This window comes from Nocardia cyriacigeorgica GUH-2 (genome assembly GCF_000284035.1).
Taxonomy (GTDB): Bacteria; Actinomycetota; Actinomycetes; order Mycobacteriales; family Mycobacteriaceae; genus Nocardia; species Nocardia cyriacigeorgica_B.
The window spans coordinates 2,129,250-2,152,754 of sequence record NC_016887.1; the positions used below are offsets into that span (position 1 = coordinate 2,129,250).

General features: G+C 69.6%; 18 protein-coding genes. 5 read left to right on the forward strand and 13 right to left on the reverse strand.

The genetic code is table 11. From position 1 onward, the window contains the following. Positions 1–87: 87 nt before the first annotated feature. On the reverse strand, positions 88–909 hold the full coding sequence (locus NOCYR_RS09535; protein ID WP_048833218.1) for a PhzF family phenazine biosynthesis protein: 822 nt from the start codon (positions 907–909) through the stop codon (positions 88–90). A 168-nt stretch (positions 910–1,077) separates the two neighbouring features. Between NOCYR_RS09535 and NOCYR_RS09540 the strand changes: the two genes are divergently transcribed. Then, positions 1,078–1,662 (forward strand): maleylpyruvate isomerase family mycothiol-dependent enzyme, encoded by a 585-nt coding sequence (locus NOCYR_RS09540; protein ID WP_014350154.1) that lies wholly within the window; start codon positions 1,078–1,080, stop codon positions 1,660–1,662. A gap of 50 nt (positions 1,663–1,712) precedes the next feature. Here the strand turns inward: NOCYR_RS09540 and acs are convergent, their stop codons facing one another. The 8 genes from acs to NOCYR_RS09585 all read right to left on the reverse strand — a co-directional run bounded on the left by acs (position 1,713) and on the right by NOCYR_RS09585 (position 10,782). After that, entirely contained in the window at positions 1,713–3,665 is a 1,953-nt protein-coding gene (gene acs, locus NOCYR_RS09545) for an acetate--CoA ligase (RefSeq protein WP_014350155.1), read from the reverse strand. A 52-nt stretch (positions 3,666–3,717) separates the two neighbouring features. Next, positions 3,718–5,358, reverse strand: a complete 1,641-nt coding sequence (locus NOCYR_RS09550) for a cation acetate symporter (protein ID WP_014350156.1) — start codon at positions 5,356–5,358, stop codon at positions 3,718–3,720. Then, a complete protein-coding gene (locus NOCYR_RS09555) occupies positions 5,355–5,711 on the reverse strand; it encodes a DUF485 domain-containing protein (RefSeq protein ID WP_048834042.1) in 357 nt (118 codons plus the stop codon). The genes NOCYR_RS09550 and NOCYR_RS09555 overlap by 4 nt, the downstream gene beginning before the upstream one ends. 140 nt (positions 5,712–5,851) lie before the next feature. Next, positions 5,852–7,612 (reverse strand): cation acetate symporter, encoded by a 1,761-nt coding sequence (locus NOCYR_RS09560; protein ID WP_014350158.1) that lies wholly within the window; start codon positions 7,610–7,612, stop codon positions 5,852–5,854. Positions 7,613–7,626: 14 nt separating this feature from the next. Next, positions 7,627–7,992 (reverse strand): hypothetical protein, encoded by a 366-nt coding sequence (locus NOCYR_RS09565; protein WP_014350159.1) that lies wholly within the window; start codon positions 7,990–7,992, stop codon positions 7,627–7,629. Beyond that, positions 7,989–8,765 (reverse strand): LytR/AlgR family response regulator transcription factor, encoded by a 777-nt coding sequence (locus tag NOCYR_RS09570; protein ID WP_014350160.1) that lies wholly within the window; start codon positions 8,763–8,765, stop codon positions 7,989–7,991. Before NOCYR_RS09570 ends, NOCYR_RS09565 begins: the two co-directional genes overlap by 4 nt. Positions 8,766–8,829: 64 nt before the next feature. After that, the gene (locus tag NOCYR_RS09575) at positions 8,830–10,047 is read right to left on the reverse strand and encodes a sensor histidine kinase (RefSeq protein WP_014350161.1); all 1,218 of its coding nucleotides are present in this window, start codon (positions 10,045–10,047) and stop codon (positions 8,830–8,832) included. A gap of 288 nt (positions 10,048–10,335) precedes the next feature. Next, positions 10,336–10,782 (reverse strand): hypothetical protein, encoded by a 447-nt coding sequence (locus NOCYR_RS09585; RefSeq protein ID WP_014350163.1) that lies wholly within the window; start codon positions 10,780–10,782, stop codon positions 10,336–10,338. A gap of 224 nt (positions 10,783–11,006) precedes the next feature. On the opposite strand from NOCYR_RS09585, the gene NOCYR_RS09590 reads away from it, so the two are divergent. Together NOCYR_RS09590 and NOCYR_RS09595 are read left to right on the forward strand one after the other, a co-directional pair. After that, positions 11,007–11,966: a phosphotransferase gene (locus tag NOCYR_RS09590; RefSeq protein ID WP_086008222.1), complete on the forward strand. Its 960-nt coding sequence runs from the start codon at positions 11,007–11,009 to the stop codon at positions 11,964–11,966. 71 nt (positions 11,967–12,037) lie between these two features. Next, positions 12,038–12,298, forward strand: coding sequence for a zf-TFIIB domain-containing protein (locus NOCYR_RS09595; RefSeq protein WP_081505573.1), 261 nt, complete (start codon positions 12,038–12,040; stop codon positions 12,296–12,298). A gap of 193 nt (positions 12,299–12,491) precedes the next feature. On the opposite strand, the gene dnaE is transcribed toward NOCYR_RS09595, so the two are convergent. Next, positions 12,492–16,040, reverse strand: coding sequence for a DNA polymerase III subunit alpha (gene dnaE / locus NOCYR_RS09600; protein WP_014350166.1), 3,549 nt, complete (start codon positions 16,038–16,040; stop codon positions 12,492–12,494). A gap of 334 nt (positions 16,041–16,374) precedes the next feature. Between dnaE and NOCYR_RS09605 the strand changes: the two genes are divergently transcribed. After that, positions 16,375–17,580 carry a cytochrome P450 gene (locus NOCYR_RS09605; protein ID WP_231856055.1) on the forward strand — a complete coding sequence of 402 codons (1,206 nt, stop codon included), beginning with the start codon at positions 16,375–16,377 and terminating at the stop codon, positions 17,578–17,580. An 18-nt stretch (positions 17,581–17,598) separates the two neighbouring features. On the opposite strand, the gene NOCYR_RS09610 is transcribed toward NOCYR_RS09605, so the two are convergent. Further along, positions 17,599–18,798, reverse strand: coding sequence for a styrene monooxygenase/indole monooxygenase family protein (locus NOCYR_RS09610; protein ID WP_014350168.1), 1,200 nt, complete (start codon positions 18,796–18,798; stop codon positions 17,599–17,601). 207 nt (positions 18,799–19,005) lie between these two features. Here NOCYR_RS09610 and NOCYR_RS09615 point away from each other — a divergent pair, with 207 nt between their 5' ends. Further along, positions 19,006–21,579 (forward strand): AAA family ATPase, encoded by a 2,574-nt coding sequence (locus NOCYR_RS09615; protein WP_014350169.1) that lies wholly within the window; start codon positions 19,006–19,008, stop codon positions 21,577–21,579. Positions 21,580–21,633: 54 nt separating this feature from the next. Here NOCYR_RS09615 and NOCYR_RS09620 read toward each other — a convergent pair whose 3' ends face one another. Both NOCYR_RS09620 and NOCYR_RS09625 read right to left on the reverse strand, forming a co-directional pair. Then, the gene (locus NOCYR_RS09620) at positions 21,634–22,839 is read right to left on the reverse strand and encodes a Cmx/CmrA family chloramphenicol efflux MFS transporter (RefSeq protein ID WP_014350170.1); all 1,206 of its coding nucleotides are present in this window, start codon (positions 22,837–22,839) and stop codon (positions 21,634–21,636) included. Between the two features lie 76 nt (positions 22,840–22,915). Continuing rightward, positions 22,916–23,488, reverse strand: a complete 573-nt coding sequence (locus NOCYR_RS09625) for a TetR/AcrR family transcriptional regulator (RefSeq protein ID WP_014350171.1) — start codon at positions 23,486–23,488, stop codon at positions 22,916–22,918. Between the last annotated feature and the right edge of the window lie 17 nt (positions 23,489–23,505).

A 23,505-nucleotide genomic window follows, 5' to 3' on the forward strand; every position in this document is an offset into this window, starting at 1 on the left:
GACTTCCGCTAGCGCGCTGCTAGCGGCCTGCTACCGCGACCGGCGGGTGGGACCGCGCGCACCGCGAGACCGAGGGTTGAAGGCGACTCAGTCGTCCGGCAGCGTGACCACCCCATCGAGGTAGCGCCGGCACCGGCCGATCAGCAGCACCCGGTCGCCGACGAGTTCGCACCGCAGCAGCCCGCCCCGCCGGGACAGCTGCCGGGCCGTCATCGTGGTGCGGCCGAGTTCGCGACTCCACAGCGGCACCAGTTGCGCATGCGCCGAACCGGTCACCGGATCCTCGGGCACACCGACCCCGGGCCCGAAAAACCGGGACACGACGTCGACGTCCTCGCCGCGGGCGGTGACGATGGCGCCGCGCGGCAGCGGCGGAAACCGGTCCAGCGCCGGGCGCAGGCTGCGTACCTCCTGCTCACTGCCGACGACGATGACCGCGTCCGCCCCGGTGTAGGCGCGCACCGGCCGCACACCCAGCGCGGCCACCAGAACCGGATCGGGATCGGTCTCGATCGACGGCACCACCGGCAGGTCGAGCACGTATTCGTCGTCGTCGGTGCGGTCGACGTGCAGCCAGCCGCTGCGGGTGTAGAAGCTCACCCGGTCGGCGCCGGGCTGGATATCGGTGAGGATCTGCGCCGCGCTGGCCAGCGTCGCGTGCCCGCACATGTCCACCTCCACCCGCGGGGTGAACCAGCGCAGGTGGAAGGCGGGCCAGTCACCCGGCGGCGGGCCCGCCTCGGCGGGTAACTCGGGGGTATAGAAGGCGGTCTCGGCGAGGTTGTTCTCCTCGGCCAGGTGTTGCAACAGCGCATCGGGCAGCCAGCTCGGCAACGGCATCACCGCGGCCGGATTACCCGAGAACGGTGCGTCGGCGAACGCGTCGATCTGATGCAGCAGAACCTCCATGCGCAAGAAGGTACTCCAACTCTGAATAACCGCTTCGCGCAAGGTATCTCGGAGCCCCGCCAGGTCGTGCGTCCATTTGGGGAAGAGGCCGATCGGGTCGCGGCGATGAATTCGGCCGCCGCGCGCCGTCGTTATCGGTGACGCCCCTTCGAACCGGGAGAATCGACGATGGACCCTGATCTGATCTCGGCGTGGTTGCGGGAGGAACGGCTGGCCTTCGCCGACTTCTTCGACCAGCTGACGCCCGGGGAATGGCAGCGCGAATCCTTGTGCGCGGGCTGGACCGTCCACGATGTGCTCGCTCACATCACCACGGTCGACACCCTCGGATCCACCGTCGTCGGCCTGATCCGGACCGGGGGCAATTGGGATCGGATGAATGCCGAGGAGGCGCGGCGAGTATCGGCGCGCCACCGCCCCGACGAGCTGATCGCGCGGCTGCGGGCCTCGGCGGGGTCGACGCGACGCTCACCCGGCGCAGCACCGGCCGACCCGCTGGTGGACATCATCGTCCACGAACAAGACGTGGCCCGCCCGCTCGGCCGCACCCTGCACACAGCGCCCGAACGCGTCGCCCACGCCCTGGACCACGTGCTGGCCAGCCGGTTCTACGGCGCCCGCAAACGCGTGCGCGGCCTGCGGCTGACGGCGACAGACGCGGACTGGACCTACGGCGACGGCCCGGAGCAGGTGCGCGCGCCGGTGATCGACCTACTGTTCCTGGCGACCGGTCGCGAGTTCTCCCGTACCTGACCGGCGGACCCGATCCCCCTCATGGACCGGGTCCGCCGCACCCTCGGGGATTACCCGCGGGCGATGGACTCGAACACCGCCGGGTCGACCAGGGTGGAGGTGTCGCCGAGTTCGCGGCCCTCGGCCACATCGCGCAGCAGCCGGCGCATGATCTTGCCGCTGCGGGTCTTGGGCAGCTCCGGTACCAGGTGGATATCGCGCGGCCGGGCGATCGGGCTGATCTGCTGGGCCACTTCGGCTTTCAGCTGGGCGATCAGTGCGTCGCGGTCCGGCTCGCCGGCGCCGGCCTCGGCGGTGAGGATGGCGAAGGCGACGATGGCCTGGCCGGTGGTGGCATCGCTGGCGCCCACCACGGCGGCTTCGGCGACGGCGCGGTGGGAGACCAGCGCCGACTCCACTTCGGCGGTGGAGATGCGGTGGCCGGAGACATTCATGACGTCGTCGACGCGGCCCAGCACCCACAGGTCGCCGTCGGCGTCCAGGCGGGCGCCGTCACCGGCGAAATACCAGCCGGATTCGCGGAACCGGTCCCAGTAGGTCTCCTGGAACCGTTGCGGATCGTTCCAGATGCCGCGCAGCATCGACGGCCACGGCTGATCGAGCACCAGCAGGCCGGACCGGTCACGGTCGAGTCCGGCGCCGTCGTCGTCGACGACCCGGGCCGAGATGCCGGGCAGCGGTGCCATGGCCGCACCCGGTTTGGTGGCGGTGACGCCGGGCAGCGGCGAGATCATGATCGACCCGGTCTCGGTCTGCCACCAGGTATCGACGATGGGCGCCGTGCCCGCGCCGATCACCTCGCGGTACCACCGCCAGGCCTCCGGATTGATCGGCTCACCGACCGAACCCAGCAGGCGGATCGAGGACAGGTCGTGCGCGTCCGGAATCTGCCTGCCCCACTTCATGAACGTCCGGATCAAAGTGGGCGCCGTGTAATAGATGGTGACGCCGTACTTTTCGATGATCTCGAAATGCCGGTGCTCGTCCGGCGAGTTGGGTGTGCCCTCGTAGACGACCTGGGTGGCGCGGTTGGCGAGGGGGCCGTAGACGATGTAGCTGTGGCCGGTGACCCAGCCGATGTCGGCGGTGCACCAGTAGACGTCGGCGCCGGGTTTGTGGTCGAAGGCGTAGTGGTGGGTGTAGGCGGTCTGGGTGAGGTAGCCGCCGCTGGTGTGCAGGATGCCTTTGGGTTTTCCGGTGGTGCCGGAGGTGTAGAGGATGAACAGCGGGTGTTCGGCGTCGAAGGCTTGGGCTTCGTGTTCGGGGGAGGCCTGCGCGACGGTCTCGTGCCACCACAGGTCCCGGCCCTCGGTCCACGGAGTGTCGATCTCGGTGCGGCGCACCACCAGGACGTGTTCGACGGTGGTCTCGCCGGCCGCGCCCAGTGCTTCGTCCACCGCAGCCTTCAGCGGTGCGGGCTTACCGCGCCGCCACTGCCCGTCGGTGGTCACCACCAGCCGCGCGCCGGCATCGTCGACGCGCTGGCGCAGCGCGGCCGGCGAGAAACCGGCGAACACCACCGAATGCGTCAGGCCCAGCCGCGCACACGCGAGCATCGCCACGATCGCCTCCGGCACCATCGGCATGTAGATGGCGACCCGATCCCCGGCGACCAGCCCCAGCTCGGTGAAGTAGTTCGCAGCCTTGCTGACCTCCGCCAGCAGCTCGCGGTAGGTGATCGAGCGGGAATCGCCCGGCTCACCTTCCCAATGGATGGCGACCTGATCGCCGTGGCCGTCGAGCACATGCCGGTCGACGCAGTTGTAGGCCACATTGAGGGTGCCGCCGGCAAACCACTCCGCGTACGGCGCGTTGCTCCAATCCAGCACCTGGCTCCACGGCCGGTCCCAGTGCAGCCGGCGGGCCTGTTCGGCCCAGAATTCGAGCCGGTCCGCGGCCGCCCGGTCGTACAGGGCGGCACCGGCATTGGCGTTCGCGGCGAAGTCGGCGGGCGGCGGGTAGGCGGCGGGGCTGTCGAGATGGTCGACGGTGACGGTGGTCAACGCGTGCACTCCTATCGAATGAGCAAGGGGGACAACGGGTATCGGGCAGTTATCAGTGCACCACCGCCTTCTCCGCGCCCACGCCGGTCAGCGAGCGCACCTCCATCTCGGCGGCCTTGGCCGGATCCTCGCCGCCGCGGCGTCCGCCGTAGTAGGTGCCGGCGACGCCGAGCGCGAACGCCAGCGGGATGGACACGATGCCCGGGTTGGACAGCGGGAACCAGGAGAAGTCCGAGCCGGGGATCATCGCCGACTTCGAACCCGACACCGCGGGGGAGAACACGATCAGCACGATGGTCGAGATCAGGCCGCCGTACATGCTCCACAGCGCGCCGGTGGTGTTGAACCGCCGCCAGAACAGCGAGTACAGAATGGTCGGCAGGTTCGCCGCCGCCGCCACCGCGAAGGCCAGCGCCACCAGGAAGGCGATGTTCTGGCCGTTGGCCAGGATGCCGAGGCCGATGGCCAGCACGCCGATCACCACCGCGGTGATCCGCGAGACCCGCACCTGAGCGGCCTCATCGGCCTTGCCGCGCTTGAGCACGCTGGCGTAGATGTCGTGGGCGAAGGAGGCCGAGGCGGTGATCGTCAGCCCGGCCACCACCGCGAGGATGGTGGCGAACGCGACCGCGGAGATCACGCCCAGCAGCAGCACACCGCCGAGCTCGAAGGCCAGCAGCGGCGCCGCCGAGTTCTGCCCACCGGCCGCGGCGAGGATCTTATCCGGGCCGACGATGGCCGCCGCGCCGTACCCGAGCACCAGGGTGAACAGGTAGAACGCACCGATCAGGGCGATGGCCCAGACCACCGAGCGCCGCGCTTCCTTGGCCGTGGGCACGGTGTAGAACCGCATCAGCACATGCGGCAGACCGGCGGTGCCGAGCACCAGCGCCAGACCCAGCGACAGGAAGTTCAGCTTCGACATCTCGCTGCCGCCGTACTGGGCGCCCGGGGCGAGCACATCGCGGGCGGCGACGGCGTCGTTGGCCGAACCGCTCACCGCGGCCTGCGCGGAACCGAGGATGTCGGAGAGGTTGAACCCGTACTTGGCGAACACCACCACCGTCATCACCGCGGCGCCGGTGATCAGCAGCACCGCCTTGATGATCTGCACCCAGGTGGTGCCCTTCATGCCGCCGACCAGCACGTAGACGATCATCAGCACGCCGACCACGGCGATCACGATGGCCTGTCCGGTCTTGCTGGAGATATCGAGCAGCAGCGCCACCAGGCCACCGGCGCCGGCCATCTGGGCCAGCAGGTAGAACAGCGAGACCGTCAGCGTCGTCAGGGCCGCCGCGGTGCGCACCGGGCCCTGCTTCAACCGGAAACTCAGCACATCGGCCATGGTGAATTTGCCGGTGTTACGCAGCATTTCGGCCACCAGCAGCAGTGCGACCAGCCAGGCCACCAGGAAGCCGATGGAGTAGAGGAACCCGTCGTAGCCGTAGACGGCGATGGCGCCGGCGATGCCGAGGAAGCTCGCCGCCGACAGGTAGTCACCGGCGATGGCGATGCCGTTCTGCGGGCCGGAGAACCCGCGTCCGCCGGTGAAATAGTCGGCGGCGGTGGTGTTCTTGCGGCTGGCGCGGATGACCACGACCATGGTGACCGCGACGAACAGCGCGAAAATGCTGATATTGGCGACCGGATTGCCGACCGTGGCATCGGCGGCGAGGTAGTGCAGGTTCATGCCTTGACCCCTTCGAGTTCCTCGCGAATGGCCGCGGCACGCGGGTCGAGTTCCCGGTTGGCGAACCGGACGTAGAGCCCGGTGATGACGAAGGTGGACACGAACTGCCCGAGCCCAAGCACCAGTCCGACGTTGATATTGCCGAACAGCGTGGTGGCCATGAAGTCGTGCGCGTACGCACCCAGCAGCACGTACACCAGGTACCAGGTGAGGAACAGCGCGGTCATCGGGAAGACGAAGCGCCGCAATCGGGTTCGCAGTTCCTGGAATTCCGGGCTGGCCTGCATCCGGAGGAATTCCTCTGGCGTCGGCGTACGCGGCGGCGGTGCGGCGTCGGTATCGGTTGTGGTCATCACCCGGTCCTACCTGTGACGTGGCTTACGGTGTGTATCGAAGTTACGACCGTCAGGGCGCGCACAGAATGGTGTGGCCTGAGTCACTCGGCAGGCGGAATCGACCGTGCGGTGAACGGTCGGATCGGCGCGACGAACGGTCAGCCCGCCGACAGCCCGCGCTCGCGATCGGCGCCCATACCGAGGCGTTCGGGGGCGTGCATGCGCACGAAGATCCGCGCCACCGTCAGCGCGTCCTGGCGGCGGGTGAGCAAGCTGACCACGATCATCGTCGCGAAGGCCAGCGGCACACTGACCGCCGCCGGATAGCCGAGCAGTACCGCGGGCCAGCCGCCGGCCAGCTCGTCAGAGATGCCGCCGAGCACCGACACCACGGTCGCGCCACCCGAGGCCAGACCGCCGGCGATCAACCCGCTGACCGCGCCGGCGGCGGTGAGCCCGCGCCACCAGATGCCGAGCACCAGCAGCGGGCACAGCGTCGAGGCGGCGACCGCGAACGCCAGCCCGACCGTGCGCGACAGATCCAGCGACACCACCGTCAGCGACAGCCCGAGCGGCACCGCACCGGCCACCAGCGCCGCCGCCCGGAAGTCGCGGATGCGTCCGCGCAGCACGTCGGTACTGAGCACGCCCGCGATGCTGACCAGCAGGCCCGACGAGGTGGCGAGGAAGGCCGCGATCGCCCCCGCTGCCGCCAGCGCCGCCAGCAGTTGGCCGGGGAGGCCGTCGAGGACCGAACCGGGCAGCAGTAGCACCGCCGCATCGGAGGTGCCGGTGATCAGCAGTTGCGGCACATACAGCCGCGCGAACACCCCGAGCAGGATCGGGAACAGATAGAACCCGCCGACCAGACCGATCACCGCCAGCGCGGTGGCACGGGCGGCGCGCCCGTCGGGGTTGGTGTAGAAGCGCACCAGCACATGCGGCAGGCCCATGGTGCCGAGGAAGGTCGCGATGATCAGCGAATACACCTGATACAGCGGATGCGGGTCGCCGAATCCACCGCCGGGTAGCAGCCATGCCGCGCCGTCGGCGGGTGCGCCCGCGACCACCGGCACCGTCGCGCCGGCGTCGAGCACGAGCCGGGTATCGGCGGCCAGTTCGTGTTCACCGGGGCCCAGCACGATCGGGCCGTCGACGGCCCGGTCGTCGACCGTGCCGGTGATCGTCACCCGCTGCGCCGCGTCGACCTGCACGATCACCGGCGTGGTGACCTCGACGGTGGTGGTCTGGGCGATGGTCGGCGGGGCCGGGGAGCCGACGGACTGCTGGGCGCCGAGGAAATGCCCGAGCAACACCAGCGCGGGCAATGCGACGGCGGTGAGCTTGAGCCAGTACTGAAACGCCTGCACCAGCGTGATCGAGCGCATCCCGCCGCCCACCACATTGGCGATCACGATCGCACCCACCGCCACCGCACCCACCCAGCCCGGCACCCCGAGCAGAATGCGCAACGTCAGCCCCGCGCCCTGGAACTGCGGGATCAGATACACCCCGCAGATCAACACCACCACCAGCGCCGCGAGCCGCCGCAAACGCAAGGAACCGAGCCGGAATTCGGCGAAATCCGGCACCGTGTAGGCGCCGGAGCGTCGCAGCGGCGCGGCGACGAACAGCAGCAAGCCGACATAGCCCGCGGTGAACCCGACCGGATACCACAGCGCGTCGGCACCGTACTTGGCGATCAACCCGGCGACGCCGAGAAACGAAGCGGCCGAGAGATATTCACCCGAGACCGCCGCGGCGTTCCAGCGCGGGCCGACGCTGCGCGAGGCCACCAGGAAGTCGGAGGTGGTGCGCGCCAAGCGAACTCCGTAGCCGCCGATGATCACCGTGGCCGCCGCCGCCAGCAGCAGCGCCGCCACCGTCAGCCAGGTACCGGCCGTCGACGTCTCGGTCATCGCGCCCGGCCCTCTCAGTCCTCGGCCAGTTCGAGGAAGTCGTGCTCGTTGCGCTCGGCCAGCCGGACATAGAGGCGGCCGATCAGATACAGCGCCGGATAGGCCGCGGCGCCCAGCAGCAGCCACGGCAGGCGGATGCCGAGAACATGGGCGGTCGCGACCGATTCGATGCCGAACAGCAGGGGCAGCGCGCCGAGCGTCGCTACGGTCACCAGGGCCAGCCGCAGCGCGAGCCCCAACTGCGCGCGGATCAATCCGCCGATCATGGCGGCGCCGATCTCGGTCTGCTCGGCCACTTCCATCCGGGTGTGCACCCGGCGGGCACCGCGCCGTTCGGCCAGCACGACGCGTTCGCGGGGTGGCCGCTGCGGGCTCGTCATCGGCCGGTCCAGGTCTGGCGCGGGCCGCGCACGAGCCGCTGTTTGAGTTCGCGCACCTGCCGCCGGCTCACCGGCAGCTCCACCGCCGCCGCCTCACCCTCGCCGCGCAGGCACACCACCGTGCCGCTGCCGACCGTGCGCAGCCCGGTGACCTGCCGCAACGCCACCAGATACGACCGGTGCACCCGCAGGAACCCGGCGTCCTGCCAGCGCGCCTCCAGCGCCGAGAGCGGGATACGCACCAGATGCGATCCGGCGCTGGTGTGCAGCCGGGCGTAGTCGCCGTCGGCCTCCACCCAGCTCACGCTCGAGCGGTGCACCAGGGTCGTCACCCCGGCCAGCTCGACCGGGATCACCTCGTTGGCATCGGTGGGCTCCGGCGCGGCCTCGGTGCCGGGCGTGGCGGCGGCCGCGCGGGCGGCGGCGATCCGGCGCACCGCCTCGGCCAGCCGCGCCTCCCGCAGGGGTTTGAGCAGGTAGTCGACCGCACCCAGGTCGAAGGCCGCCACGGCCTTGTCGTCGTGAGCGGTGACGAACACGACCGCCGGCGGCGCGGCGAACTCGGACAGGATGCCGGCCAGTTCCATGCCGTCGAGGCCGGGCATATTGATATCGAGGAACACCGCGTCGACCGGGTTGGCGCGCAGCAACCGCAGCGCGCTGGTGGCATCGCTCGCGGCATGGACCTCGCCCACTGCCGGCTGCGCCCGCAGCAGGTAGACCAGCTCGTCCAGCGCGGGCTTCTCATCGTCGACGGCCAGCACCCGCAGCATCGCCAGCCCCTTCCGGTGTCCTACATCACAGCTCAACCATCGTAGCCAGGGCCTGCGGCAGCATTCACGCTTGGATTCCGGCCCGGAATTTCGGCACCCGCATGCTGACCTTGGTGCCCGCGCCGGGCGCGGTCTCGACCACCAGCCCGTAATCATCACCGAACGCCGCGCGCAACCGGTCGTCGACGTTGGCCAGGCCCACATGCGCCGATTCGACGGCCGCCGTGGCGCCGGAACCGGATTCGATGGCGTCGAGTTCACCGGAGCGCAGCAGCTCCGGATCCATGCCCGCGCCGTCGTCCTCGACGCTGATCACACAGTCGGTGCCCGCGTCGGCGGCGACGATGCTGACCGTCCCGCCGGTCGGCGATCCGGCCAAGCCGTGCCGCACCGCGTTCTCCACCAGCGGTTGCAGCGCCAGGAACGGCAGCACCACGCCCAGCACCTCCGGCGCGATCTGCAACTTGACCTGAAGCGCGTCACCGAAGCGGGCCCGCTCCAGCGCCAGATAGCGTTCGATATTGCGCAATTCGTCGGCCAGCACGGTGTATTCGCCCGCGGCGCGGAACGAATAGCGGGTGAAGTCGGCGAATTCCAGGATCAGCTCGCGGGCGCGGGCCGGATCGGTGCGCACAAACGAGGCAATCGTGTTGAGCGCGTTGTAGATGAAATGCGGGCTGATCTGCGCCCGCAGCGCCCGCACCTCGGCCCGGTCCAGCCGCGCCCGCGAGGCATCGAGCTCGGCCAGCTCCAACTGCCCGCAGGCGTACCGCGCCACCTCGGCGACCGCCCCGAGCGTGCCGGGGCCGGGAGTGCCGGTGGTGACCACCCCCAGCGCGCCCACCACGCCGGTGCCCTCGATGATCAGCGGCTGCGCGATGAGCGTGCGGCCGGCATGGTCGTTGGCGCGGCCGCGCGCCTGCCCACCCGGCCCGCCGACAAGCACCGGACGCTCACCCGTGACGGCCCGCCGCGCCGCCTCGGAGAACTGCTCGGCCAGATCCGCATGCGGGCCGTCCCAGGCCAGCAGCGCACCCTCCGCATCCGCCACCCCGAGCCCTTCGGCCCCGGTCAGCGCCCGCAGATGCGGCGCCGCCTCACCCGCCGACTTCTCATCGAGCCCGCGCCGCAACGGCCGCGCCGCGAGCGAAGCGGTATGCAGGGCGGTATGCACGGCACGCTCAGCCGGAGTGGTGACCACGCGCCGGGTCCGCGACCAGACCAGCAGGGCCACACCGAGCAGCGCTGCGGCGACCGCGATCGCGATGATCGTGGTGGTCATGCGCGGGTGTGGTCGCCGGGAACGCCGAGATCGACGCGCAGGGACGGGTGGATGCCGGAGCCGACCTGTTGTCTATCGCGCACGGCCGGGTATTCGACGCCTGCGCGACGCTGTATGCCAGTTGGGCTGGGGCGCCTATCGCGGACGGCCAGGTGTCCCGCGTGCGTGGACTGTCCTCCGCCGTCGTGCACGCGGCATCTCGCGCGCAGCCCCGCCTGCCGATGACCGTTCATGCCCTGATTGTGCCGCTGATCATCGGCCGGGAGGAGTACCGCTCAGCCTCGGTACTCAGCCCTGGTACTCGGCCACCGTGAACTCGATGGTCCCCGGCTCGGGCACATGCGCCGCGCCGATGGTGATCGTCGCCGAGAACTTCCCGATGCCCGGTGCGAACAGCGCGGCCTTGCCGTCGTTCATCCAGTACCCGGGCCCGTGCGGCGTCTGCGTCTTGCTGCCCGTCTCACCGGTCTCGAGATTGCGCCAGTTCAACGTGACGGGAAGCTGGCAGTCACCCACGCCCCACATCGTCGAGCCGACCGTGAACGCGGCATGCTCGGGGTAGGCGTCCCCGTTGACCGACGCCTCGATCTGCGCGACACACAGACCTTGGGTCAGCGAATACACCGTCTGGAACTTGCCACCGTTGACCGCCGTTGCGGGCGCCGCCGTCACCGCCAGCGCGGCCACGGCCAGCGCGGACGCCGCCGGAACAGCGAATGCGAGCTTGCTTGTCATCATCGACCACCTCTGAGGGTTCGTCATGGATGGGACCACGCTTGCTGCCCGGCGACGCTACCAGCGCGCCGGACGGAGCCGGGTCGGATTCGCGAGTGCCGTAGTGGCGGCTAGCCTGCCATGGTGGCGGCCAGGGTGTCGTAGTGGCGGAGGTTGGTGCGGGGATGCCGGGCGAGGATGGCGGGACGGCAGACGGATTCGTCGTGTTCCCAGGTTCGGATGCCATGGGTCTCCGTGCGGAGATCGCCGCCCACGGGGAGGGGACCGTTGTGGTGCGGGCTGATGGCGGGGGAGCGCCCAGCCCCGAACTGGTGGCAGTACTGGCCGAGATCGCCTGCCGGGCAGGGGCATCCGGCGAACCGGAAGTGCTGGCCGATCGAGTGGACGCTCTGGTGATCCGGGTGGGCGACGTCGTAGTCAAAGCCCACCCGGCCGACTCCGATCCCGCCGCCCTCCGCGCTCGGCTCCGTCTGGCCGATTCGCCCGGGCCGCGATCGGTGCTGCTCGCCCCGATCCCCGTCGACGGTGCGGTGCTACTCACCTGCGCAGGCAGGCCGGTCACGGTGTGGCCGCACGGCACGCCGGTCGATCCGGGTGCCCCCGACGCCGCGCCATGGGAAGCAGCCGCACAACTGCTGGCCACCCTGCATGCCGCACCGGTGCACGGCTGTTGCGACCTCCCTGTCGCCGGTGGTCCGGCCCGGGTCCGCCGGGCGATGCGCCGATTGCACAACGCAGGCCACATTCCCGACGCCACGGCAGCGGCGGTGGTGCGCCGAGCCTTCGACAGTCTCCCCGAATTGTACTGCGCACCAAAAGCATTCACACACGGCGACTTCCACCTAGGTCAGCTGGTCTGCCCCGCCGACGGCGCGTGGCGGCTGATCGACCTCGACGATCTCGGCCTCGGCGACCCCGCGTGGGACCTCGCCCGCCCCGCCGCCTTCTTCGCCGCGGGCATCCTCGATCCAGCCGCCTGGACCCGCTTCCTGACCGCCTACCGCGCCGCGGGCGGGCCCGCCATCCCACCCGACGGCGACATCTGGCCGACGCTGGATCTCCCGGCCCGCGCCGTCGTCGTCCAGGCGGCGGCCTTGGCGGTCGCGTCAGGCCGGCCGCTCGACGACCTGGAAACCGCACTCGTCGACACCTGCCTGCGCCTCACCGAAACTCCCGCTCCCTGAGCCGGTCCCGTCGTCAGCGGCACAGATTGCCGTCTCTGCATGAAACCCGCGAACCCGGTAACGTCACCAGCATGCAGTGTCCGAAATGTCGTGGAATGATGCAGACTTACAACCGCAGCGGGGTGCATATCGAGCAGTGCGGTCACTGCCGGGGGATCTTCCTGGACTATGGCGAGCTCGAGAACCTCACCCGGCTCGAAGCGGGTTACCCGGCCCCGCCGCCGCCTCCGCCCGCCGCACCGGCCCCGGCCTGGGGCGCTCCCGCCCCGCACTACCGGCACGGGCACCACTACCAGCACCGCGGCTTCGGCAAGATGCTGTTCTCGTCCTGAGCCTCTGACGCGCGTAGCCAGGCAATCCGGTTCTCGCGCAGCACACTTCATCGCCCGGGCCCTCGATCACCGCAAGGTATCGAGACCCGGGCGAATCCGTCTCATGCCACGCGCGGTCCACCGTCCACGCTCACCCGGCCGTACGCGTGGCGTGGCCGAGCCGGTCGCTTTCCTAGGCACGTTGCCCGAGGCCCTAGCTCGTCAGGCACCCCGGCCCGAGCAACGCCTTCAAATCACCCATCAACGCCGACGACGGCGAAACCCGCAGGCTGTCATCCAGTTTCAGCAGCGTGGTCTTGTCGCGTGCACCCACATGCCGCAGGTGCACATCGGAGGTGCCGGGATGGCTGGACAGCACCCGCTTGAGCGCTGACACCTTCTCCGGGGTGCACATGCGGGTCGGGATGGTGACCGCGAGCGGTTTGGCGACCCCGATGGCGGACAGGTCGGGTACGGCCAGGTCGTTGGCGATCAACGAGATCCGGTCGTCACGCACCGACACCCGCGCCTTCACCAGCACCACCGCGTCTTCGACGACGTCCATGCCGTACACCGAATACGCCTGCGGGAAGAACAGCACCTCCACCCCACCGGTGAGGTCTTCCAGCTGCGCCGACGCCCAGGCCAGGCCGTTTTTGTTGATCCGGCGGTTCACCGAGGCGAGGATGCCGCCGATGGTGACCTGCTGACCGTCCTTGACCTCACCCTCGAGAATGGTGGGAATCGGGGTATCCACCTGGGCGGCCAGCACATGCTCCACACCGTTGAGCGGATGCCCGGACACATACAGGCCCAGCATCTCCCGTTCCAGAGCGAGCTTGTGCTTGGTCTCCCACTCCTCGTCGGGCACCTTCACATTGAAGACCGAGGCCACCGAATCGTCGTCGTCCATGCCGCCGAACAGGTCGAACTGACCCATCGCCTCGGCCTTCTTGGTCGACATCACCGCGTCGATGGCGTCGGAATGAATCAGCATCAGGCCCTTGCGCGGATGCCCCAGCGAATCGAAGGCGCCTGCCTTGATGAGGGATTCGGTGACCTTCTTGGTGCAGGCGATGGCGTCGATCTTGTTGAGGTAGTCGGAGAAGTCGGTGAACTTCGACTTCTCCTTGCGCGCGGCGATGATCGAGGCCACCACGTTCGAGCCGACATTGCGCACCGCGCCGAGACCGAAGCGGATATCGGTGCCCACCGAGGCGAAGTTCTGCTCGGATTCGTTGACGTCCGGCGGCAGCACGGTGATACCGAGCTTGCGGCAGTCCGACAGGTAGATCGCCGCCTTGTCCTTGTCGTCGCCGACGGAGGTGAGCAGGCCCGCCATGTATTCGGCCGGATAGTTGGCCTTGAGGTAGGCGGTCCAGAACGAGACCAGGCCGTAGCCGGCGGCATGCGATTTGTTGAACGCGTACCCGGCGAAGGGCAGAATCGTGTCCCACAGGGCCTTGATGGCGGGTTTGGAGAATCCGTTGTCCAGCATGCCCTTTTCGAAGCCCTCGAATTCGGCTTCCAGGACCTCGGCCTTCTTCTTACCCATGGCGCGGCGCAGAATGTCGGCTCGGCCGAGGGAGTACCCGGCCACCTTCTGCGCGATCTGCATGATCTGTTCCTGATAGACGATCAGGCCGTAGGTGTCGGCCAGGATCTCCTTCAGCGGCTCTTCCAGCTCCGGATGGATCGGCTTGACTTCTTGGCGCCCGTTCTTGCGGTCGGCGTAGTCGTTGTGGGCGTTCATGCCCATCGGGCCGGGGCGATACAGCGCCAGCACGGCCACGATGTCTTCGAAGCCGGTGGGCTGCATGCGGCGCAGCAGATCGCGCATGGCGCTGCCGTCGAGCTGGAACACCCCGAGGGTGTCGCCGCGGGCCAGCAGCTCGTAGGTGGGCGGATCGTCGAGCGGCAGGTGATCCATATCCAGATCGATGCCGCGGTTGGCCTTGATGTTGTCGAGCGCGTCACCGATGACGGTGAGGTTGCGCAGGCCCAGGAAGTCCATCTTCAGCAGGCCGATGGCCTCACACGACGGGTAGTCCCAGCCGGTGATGATGGCGCCGTCCTGGGCCCGCTTCCACACCGGGATGGCGTCGGTGAGCGGTTCCGAGGACATGATGACCGCGCAGGCGTGGACACCGGCGTTGCGGATCAGGCCTTCCAGCCCGCGCGCGGTCTCGTAGATTTTGGCGATATCGGGATTGCTGTTGATGAGTTCCCGGACCTCGGCGGCTTCCTTGTAGCGCTCGTGGTCGGGGTCGGTGATGCCGGAGACCGAGATGTCCTTGGCCATGATCGGCGGCGGCAGCGCCTTGGTGATCTGGTCGGCGATGGCGAAACCGGGCTGGCCGAACAGCACTCGCGCGGAGTCCTTGATCGCGGCCTTGGTCTTGATGGTGCCGAAGGTGATGACCTGCGCGACCCGGTCGCTGCCCCATTTGTCGGTGGCGTAGCGGACCATCTCACCGCGGCGGCGATCGTCGAAGTCGATATCGATATCGGGCATCGACACGCGCTCGGGGTTGAGGAACCGCTCGAACAGCAGGCCGTGCGGGATGGGGTCGATATTGGTGATGCCCATCGCGTACGCCACCAGCGAACCGGCGGCCGAACCACGGCCGGGGCCGACCCGGATGCCGACCTCGAGCGCGTGGTTGATCAGGTCACCGACGACGAGGAAGTAGGCCGGGAAGCCCATCTCGCAGATGACGCTGAGCTCGTACTCGGCACGGCTGATGTACTCCTGCGGGACGCCGCCGGGGAAGCGGCGCTCCAGCCCGCGCATGACCTCCTTGTGCAGCCAGCTGGCCTGGGTCTCGCCCTCGGGCACCGGGAAGACCGGCATCCGGTCGCGGTGGGTCCACACGTCGTCGTAGGACTGCACCCGTTCGCCGATGAGCACGGTGTTGTCGCAGGCGCCGGGCACCTCGGCGTCCCAGATGGCGCGCATCTCGGCGGCGGATTTGAGGTAGTAGCCGTCACCGTCGAACTTGAACCGGGTGGGGTCCGACAGCGTCTTGCCGGTCTGAATGCACAGCAGCGCTTCGTGATTGGTGGACTGGTCCTTGGTGACGTAATGGCAGTCGTTGGTGGCCAGCGGCGGGATGCCGAGCTTGTTGCTGATGTCGAGCAGGCCCTCGCGCACCCGGCGTTCGATGGACAGGCCGTGGTCCATCACTTCGAGGAAGAAGTTCTCCGGCCCGAAGATCTCCTGCCACTTGGCGGCGGCTTCGAGGGCTTCGCGGTCGTGGCCCAGGCGCAACCTGGTCTGCACCTCACCGGACGGGCAGCCGGTGGTGGCGATGATGCCCTCGGAGTACTGGGCGATGAGCTCTTCGTCCATGCGCGCCCATTTGCCGAGCTGACCCTCGATCGAGGCCAGCGACGACAGCTTGAACAGGTTGCGCAGGCCGGTCGCGTTCTCGGCGACCATCGTCATATGGGTGTAGGCACCCGAACCGGAGACATCGTCGCCCTTCTGGCTGGGATCGCCCCACTGCACGCGCTTGGTGTCGAACCGGGAGCCCGGCGCGATGTAGGCCTCGATGCCGATGATCGGTTTGATGCCTGCCTTCTTGGCGGAGTTGTAGAACTCCGAGGCGCCGTACATATTGCCGTGGTCGGTCATCCCGACTGCCGTCATGCCCAACCGGTTGGCCTCGGCGAACAGCGGCGAGATCTTGGCCGCGCCGTCGAGCATCGAGTACTCGGTGTGGTTGTGCAGGTGAACGAACGATCCGGACGAGTCGGCCAAGACGGTCCTTCCTCCCAAGGTCTCGACGGGGGTTGGCGGATCAGATTCTAGGCCGGGGGACCGACAAGATTTCCGAGGCTCTCCGGCGGGGAGGCCGACGTCGCACCCCACTCGGCGTGTCGCCGGAAAGGCACCCTCGGCGCGTCGTAAAGGGGACACGGCGCGACTGAGACACCCCGGACGCGACTACCGATGCCGCCGGTCTACCTATCGGCGCATCCTCGGTCCGTCCGACCGCGCCGAACGGCCCGGTCATGGCCTTCGACGCCGGTCTATCAGGGGAGCTCCACCGTTGCACATCTCGCCCGAATCCGTTCGTACCGGACAGTGCCCGGTGCCCCATCACAGCTCACCGGTCCATACCGACCACGACCGGGTCCGGCTCTACACCCCCGAGTTCGCCGCCGACCCGCACCGCGCCTACCGGGACATGCGCGAGCGGTACGGGTCGATGGTGCCGGTGGAGCTGGCGCCGGGGGTACCCGCGACGCTGGTGGTCGGCTATCGGGTCGCGGTGCGGATCCTGCACGATCCCGACCACTTCCCGGCCGATCCGCGCGGCTGGCAGCGCCACATCGACCCCGGTTGCCCGGTGCTGCCGATCCTGGCTTGGCGTCCCAACGCCCTGCGCAGCGCGGGCGCCGAACACGACCGCTACCGGCGCGCGGCCATCGCAGGCATCGATGGCGTCGACCTGCACCGGCTGCACGACGTCGTCGAACGCATCGCCACCGCCTTGATCGATACCTTCTCCGGGAACGGCAGCGCCGATCTGCTGCGCGACTATGCCGCGCCGCTGGCGTTCGAGGCGATCAACGCGTTGCTGGGCTGCCCGCCCGAGATCGGCAACGAGATCGCGGCGGCGACCGCGGCCATCTTCGAGGGGGTCGACACCGGACAGGCCGATCTGCGGCTGGCCGCGGCGATCCTGCGGCTGATCGAGCGCAAACGCGCCGAACCCGGCGCCGACATCACCACCCGGTTGATCACGCATCCGGCCGGATTCACCGATGAGGAGCTCATTCATCAGCTGGGCATCCTGTACGGCGCGGGCACCGAGCCGACGCTGAACCTGATCACCAATTCGCTGCTGTTGATGGTCACCGACGAGCGGTTCGCCGGCAGCATGCTCGACGGCAGCCTGTCCACCCGCGACGCCCTCGACGAGGTGCTGTTCCACGATCCGCCGATGGCCAACTTCAGCGTCACCTATCCACGTCAGCCGATCCTCATCGACAACACCTGGCTGCCCGCCGATCAGCCGGTGGTGATCGGGCTCGCGGCCTGCAACAACGACCCCGAGATCGGCGCGGGCCCGGTCACCGGCAACCGCTCGCACCTGGCGTGGGGTGCGGGCCCGCATGCCTGCCCGGCCAAGAACGTGGCCTATCTGATCGCCCAGGACGCCGTCGACCAGCTGCTCGACGCGCTGCCCGAGCTGCGCCTGGCCGTGCCGGTGCCCGAATTGACCTGGCGGCCAGGGCCGTTCCATCGGGCCCTGGCCGCGCTGCCGGTCGTCTTTCCCGCATCCCCGGCGTGAGAGCCGACCGGCGCCGGCTCAGGGTTGCAGCAGCGCCAGCTGGGACATGTTCGCCGGGACGATGAAGGTCTCGGCGAACGCGTCGGCGCGGGTGCGGTCGTGCCGGGCGGCGTCCATCAGCCGCTGCAAGGCCGGCGGCGGGTCCAGCAGCGTCATTGTCCACAGTGCTGCGGGCCGGGCGATATCGGTGATCCACGGCTTGGCCGCGGCCGCCATCCAGGTCGCATCGAACTCGCGGTCGGGGCTGTCGAGCACGGCGGCGGCGTAGTAGGCGGCGCACTGGGCGGCGCTGTTGGCGCCCTGGGCACCGCCGGGATCCATCCGGCAGACGACGTCACCGCCGCCGAGCACCGCCCGCCCCGACGGCAGCGTGCCGACCGGCTGACGCACCACCGGCGTCACCGCGCCCGCGATGGTCGCGCCGGCGTCGGTGAGTTCGGCGTCGCGGAACCGTGCCGCCAGCGCGGGCGGCAGATGCCGGTCCAGGATCTCGCGGGCCAGCCGCCAGCGCTCGGCGGGTGTGTCCGCGGCGTCGAACACATCGAGCCCGCCGCCCGGCAGCGCCTCGAACATCAAAGTGGCACAGGGCCTTTCCTGTCCCGGCGCGCCGGTGACGGCGGCCGTGGAGACCATCTCGCCGAGCCCGGGCAGCGCCACATAGGTGCCGAGGTCGTCCGGGTCGGGAGCGACGCCGTCCAGGTACAGCGCGGCCAGCTTGCGGACCGGCTTGCCGGGCACGGTCAGCGACGTATCGATGGGGAAGCAGGCGGCCAGCTCGCCGGAGGCACGGGTGACGACGGTGAGCTCGTGCTCGGCGGCCCGGCGATCGACGTCGTCCACCGAGGCCTCGGTGAGCTCGATCCGCCCCCCGCTCGCCTCGAACTCACTGAACCAGCGGGCGAATACGGTGCGCTGGTCGACGCTGCGCGCCGGTGCGCTGAACCGTCCGGACCAGCCGGCCACCGCGTTGCGGTCCACGACCATGGTGAACCGGATACCGGCGATCGCGGGCGCGGTCTCGGCCCAGTAATCCAGCCCCGCCTCTTCCTCGAGCGCCACCGTGCGCGCGAACTTGACCTGGGTGCTGGTGACCGAACCGGCCAGCACCGCCTCGGCGTCGCGGTCGGTGACCAGCGTGACCTCGCGCCCGGCCCGCTGCAAGCGCAGCGCCAGCGGCAAACCGCATTCGCCGGCACCCACCACCTGTATCTGTCCCATGTACGGATCCTTCCGGTATCGATCGGCGTGTACCGGAATCGTCGGATGATAGGTAGAGCGCACACATCGGTAGCCGATCGGCGGCCGGAATCCCGGATGCGTTGGGCGGCAGGTGGATCCCAGCACCGCGCGCCGATAGGTAGGTCCCGCATATCCGTCGCCACAACCGCGTTTTCCGGCAGTGTCGAACCGCTATGCTGCACCACCGTGACGGCCAGAACTGCGCGCGCCGGTGCTCCGCCGGCGGCCACCAGCGATTTCATCGGCCGCGAGCGTGAGCTGGAGAAGATCGGCACGCTGCTGCTCGGCTCGACCCGGCTGATCACGCTGATCGGTGCGGGCGGCATCGGCAAGACGCGGTTGGCGACCGAGGCGGTGCATCGATTCCACAAGGCCAAACGGGTGCCGGTGCATTGGGCCCGGCTGGCCCGGCTGCCTCATCATGCCGACGCCGCCGCGATCGAGAACGAACTGGCCCAGTCGCTGGTGCACGACGATTTCTCCGGCCGTCCGGCCTGGGACGCCCTGGTCGATACCCTCGCCCGCACCGACGCCGTCGGCCGCACCTTGCAGACCATTCTGGTGATGGACAACTGCGAGCACGTCCTCGACGGCGCGGGCCGGGTGATCGCCGATCTGATCGGCGCCGTGCCCGGCCTGACCGTGGTCGCGACCAGCCGCGAAGCCATCGGCTGGGTGGATGAGCATCTGGTGCCGGTCGGAGCGCTGTCGGGGGAGCAGGCGCTGATCATGTTCCGGGGCCGGGCCGAGTTGACCGGGCACACCGTCGCGGGCGAGGCCGACCGGGAATTGGCCGCGGCCATCTGCCGCCATGTGCACAACCATCCGCTGTCGATTCAGCTGGCCGCGGCCCGGCTGCGCAGGCAACCGCTGTCGATGATCCTGCGCGATCTCACCGGGGAGGCCTCCGACCGCCGGCTGGGCTGGTCGCCGGGGCACCGGGTCGGCGCCGACGGCAGGCATCAGGGCATTCGCGACGTCATCGCCTGGTCCTACGACCTGTGCCACGACAAGGAACGGCTGCTGTTCGAGCGGCTGTCGGTGTTCGCCGCCGGCTACGACCCCGACCCCGGCGACGCCGGTGAGCGCGATATCGGCGCCGAACTCGAGGCCATCGAAGCGGTCTGCTCCGATGACGATCCCGCCGGCCCGGACGGTATCGCCCGCGCGGAGGTCGAGGGCCTGCTGGAGCGGCTGGTCGATCAATCGCTGGTCTCGGTCCACCTGACCGCCGACGCGGTGCGCTATTCGCTGCTGGAGAGCTTTCGGGTCTTCGCCCAGCAGCGTTTGCGCGAACGCGGCGACGGCGCGGAACTGGCGCGGTTCAGCGATCGGCACCGCCGCTACTACCGCGACAAGGTGGCGCAGGCGCACCGCGACTGGCTCGGCCCGCGCGAGCAGGAACTGCTGGACTGGGCGCGCGCGGCCTGGGACAACCTGTTGTGCGCGATCGACAGCGCCGAGGCCACGCCGGGTGAGGCAGCGGTGGGGCTCGAGATCATGGTGGGGTTGATCGCCATCCGGGTGCCGTTCTTCAAGGGCTCGCTGCGCGAGTCGCGGCATCTGGCCGAACGCGCGCTGGCCGCCACCCGCCTGCTGGACCCCCAGCCGGTCGAGTTGCAGGTGACGGCGATGGCCATGATCGGCTGGATCAGCATGTGCCAGGGCATCCCGGCCGACGCCGAGGTGCTGCTCGACGACTGCATCGCCGCCTGCCTGCCGGAGCCGGATGCGGTGGCGCGGGTGCGCCGGGAACCAGAGGCCGATCTCGGCCTGCCCGCGCCGGTGGAATTCACCCACGGCAGCCTGCTCATGTTGGTGCACAACGATTCTCGCGCGATCGAGGTGCTCGCGCGGGCGCGGCGCAAATTCCTCGCGGCGGGCGATCGCGGTGCCGCGTCGTTGAGCGAGATGTTCGAAGTGCTCGCCACCGGGTTCGCCGGCACACCCGAGCAGGCCCGCGAGATCGCCCGGCGACATCTGGAGGAGTCGAGTCGGTCCGCGGCGCCGTGGGATATGTCGTGGGCCGAACTCGGCTGGGCGCTGGCGTTGATCAAGAACAGCGACGCCGCCTCCGCGCTGGAGCGGGTGCGCGTCACGCTGGCCGAGCAACTCGCCATGCGGGACCGGTGGGGCACGGTCTGGGCGGTGCACATCTACGCGTGGGCGCTGGCCGGCACGATCACCGACGGGTCCGGACACGGCGGGCAATCGCGCGTGCGCGCACTCGAGATCGCCTGGATCCTCGGCGGTGCGGCATCGCTGCGGCGCCGCCTCGGCGTTGACCTGGTGCACCTGTCCTCGTTCCGCACCGAAACCGAACGCGCCGCCCGGACCGCGCGTTCGGTACTCGGGGAGTCCGCGTTCACCGCCGCCGAGCGGGAGGGCGCGATGCTGCGCCCCGAACACGACGAGGTGGCCCAGCTGGCGCTCGGCACGTTGTCGCTGGACGCGCTGCCGGTGCGGCACCCGGTCCGGCGCCAGCGCCCGACCCGCTGGCAGGAGCTGTCGGCCGCCGAACGGGATGTGGCGACGCTGGCGGCCGCAGGCTGGACCAATACCGCGATCGCCGCCCGCCGCGGCAGCTCCTTCAAGACCGTCGACGCGCAAATGGCCGCGATCTTCCAGAAGCTCACCATCGGCTCGCGCGAGGACATCATCGCCCTGGTCCCCGCCGAACACCGCGCCACCGTCGCCGAGGAAGCGGCCCGCCGCCCCAGCACGTCACGGAAGCGGGAGCCGCGGCCGCCGGGTGGTTAGCCGCGAACGCCGCGCCCGGACAATGGTTTCCGGCCGCGGCGTCGCGAACTTGACTCAGACGTGGACCGGTTCCGCGACCGGAAGTTCGCCGGGAACCTCGGCCGCCCGCTCGCTACCGTCTCGCCGCTGAACAGCCGCAACACACCCCACCAGACCCAGCCCCACCAGCCCGAGCACCGCACCGATCCACGCCGTCGCCGGATACCCGAGCCCGGCGGTGAGTGCGAGCCCGCCCAGCCACGGACCCGCTGTGATACCCACATTGAACGCCGAGGTGTTCACCGCCGCCGCCATGGTCGGTGCTTCGGGAGCGAGGGCGAACACGCGGGAGGTCAGCACCGGGTTGGTGCCGAATCCGAAGGCCCCCAAGGCAATCGAGAGCACGACCATCGGCGCGATGTGGGAGGCGGTCACCGCGATCAGCGCCGAGGTCACGATCAACCCGCCGACGCCGACGGTCAGCGTGCGCATCGGATACCGGTCGGCCACCCGGCCGCCGACGACGATGCCGGCCAGCGCGCCCGCACCGTAGCCGGCCAGCACCGCAGGCACCCAGGATTCGGCCAGCCCGGTGGTCTCGGTGAGCATGGCGCCCAGGTACGAGAAGGTGACGAGCAGGGCGCCGGTCGCCACGGCCGTCAGGGCATAGGACAACCACAGCCGCGGCCGGATCATCGCGGCCAGTTCGGTACGCACCCGCGGGGTTCGGGCCGGGCGGCCGCCGGGAATCTTGGCCAGCACACCGGCCATCGCCGGCGCTGACAGGATCGCGACCGCCCAGAACGCGGCCCGCCAGCCGAAATGCTGTCCGATGACGGTGCCCAGCGGCAGTCCGACGACGGTGGCGACGGTCAACCCGCCGGCCACCACGCTCATCGCCCGCCCGCGCATCGTCGCCGGCACCAGGCTGATCGCCGTGGCGGCCGCCACCGCCCAGAATCCGGCGTAGACGAATGCCGCGACCACGCGCGTCGCGAACACCACCCAGTAGTCGGTGGCCAGCGCGCCGACGATATGCGCGCCGATGAAGATCGCGAGGAACACCAGCAGTGCGGTGCGCCGCGACCACCGCAAGGTCAGCACGGCCAGCACGGGCGCGCCGGCCAGCATGCCCAGCGCGAAGGCCGAGATCAGCAGTCCGGCACGGGGAACCGAGACACCGAGGTCGGCCGACATCTCGGTGAGCAGTCCGGCGAGCATCAGCTCCGAAGTGCCCTGGGCGAATATCGATAGGCCCAGGATGTAGATGGCTACGGGCACGAGAAACCTTCCTAGTTTTGAATTGATCAGTCCAAAATATGGACAGCATGAGCCGAATCTGCTGGGGCGGTCCGGGTTACAGGGCTCCGAGAGCGGTGGCGGCGATGGCCGCGCGTTCGTCGCGATCGGCGCCGCCGCGCGCGGCCACCTGGAGTCCGCCGATGGTGGCGATCACGAACAGGGCGAGGGTGCGCGCGTCCTTGTCGCGGCTGATCTCACCGTCGCGTTGCCCGCGCTCGATGACGGCGGTGAGCAACTCGGCCCGATAGCGCTGGTCGGCACGAAGCCTCGCCGCTACCTCGGGGTCGCGCGGGCCGAGTTCGACGGTCGAGTTCACCACCAGGCAGCCGATCGGGTCGTCGTCGGGGGCGTCGACCACGCGCCACAGCAGCGTCCGCAGTTTCTCCCTGGCCGGCGCGTCGGAGTCGAGGACCTCCTCGGTGGCCGCGTTCTTGACCGTCATATAGCGGCCGAGGGCGCGCTCGAACAGGTCGTGCTTGCTGGTGAAGGTGTTGTAGATGCTGCTGCGGCCCAGTCCGGTCGCCGCGCACAGGTCCTGGGTGGAGGTGGCCTCGTAGCCGGCGGACCAGAACGCGCGCATGGCCGCGTCGACCGCCGCGTCCTCGTCGAAGCCTCGTGGTCGTGCCATGACGCAACCGTAGCAGT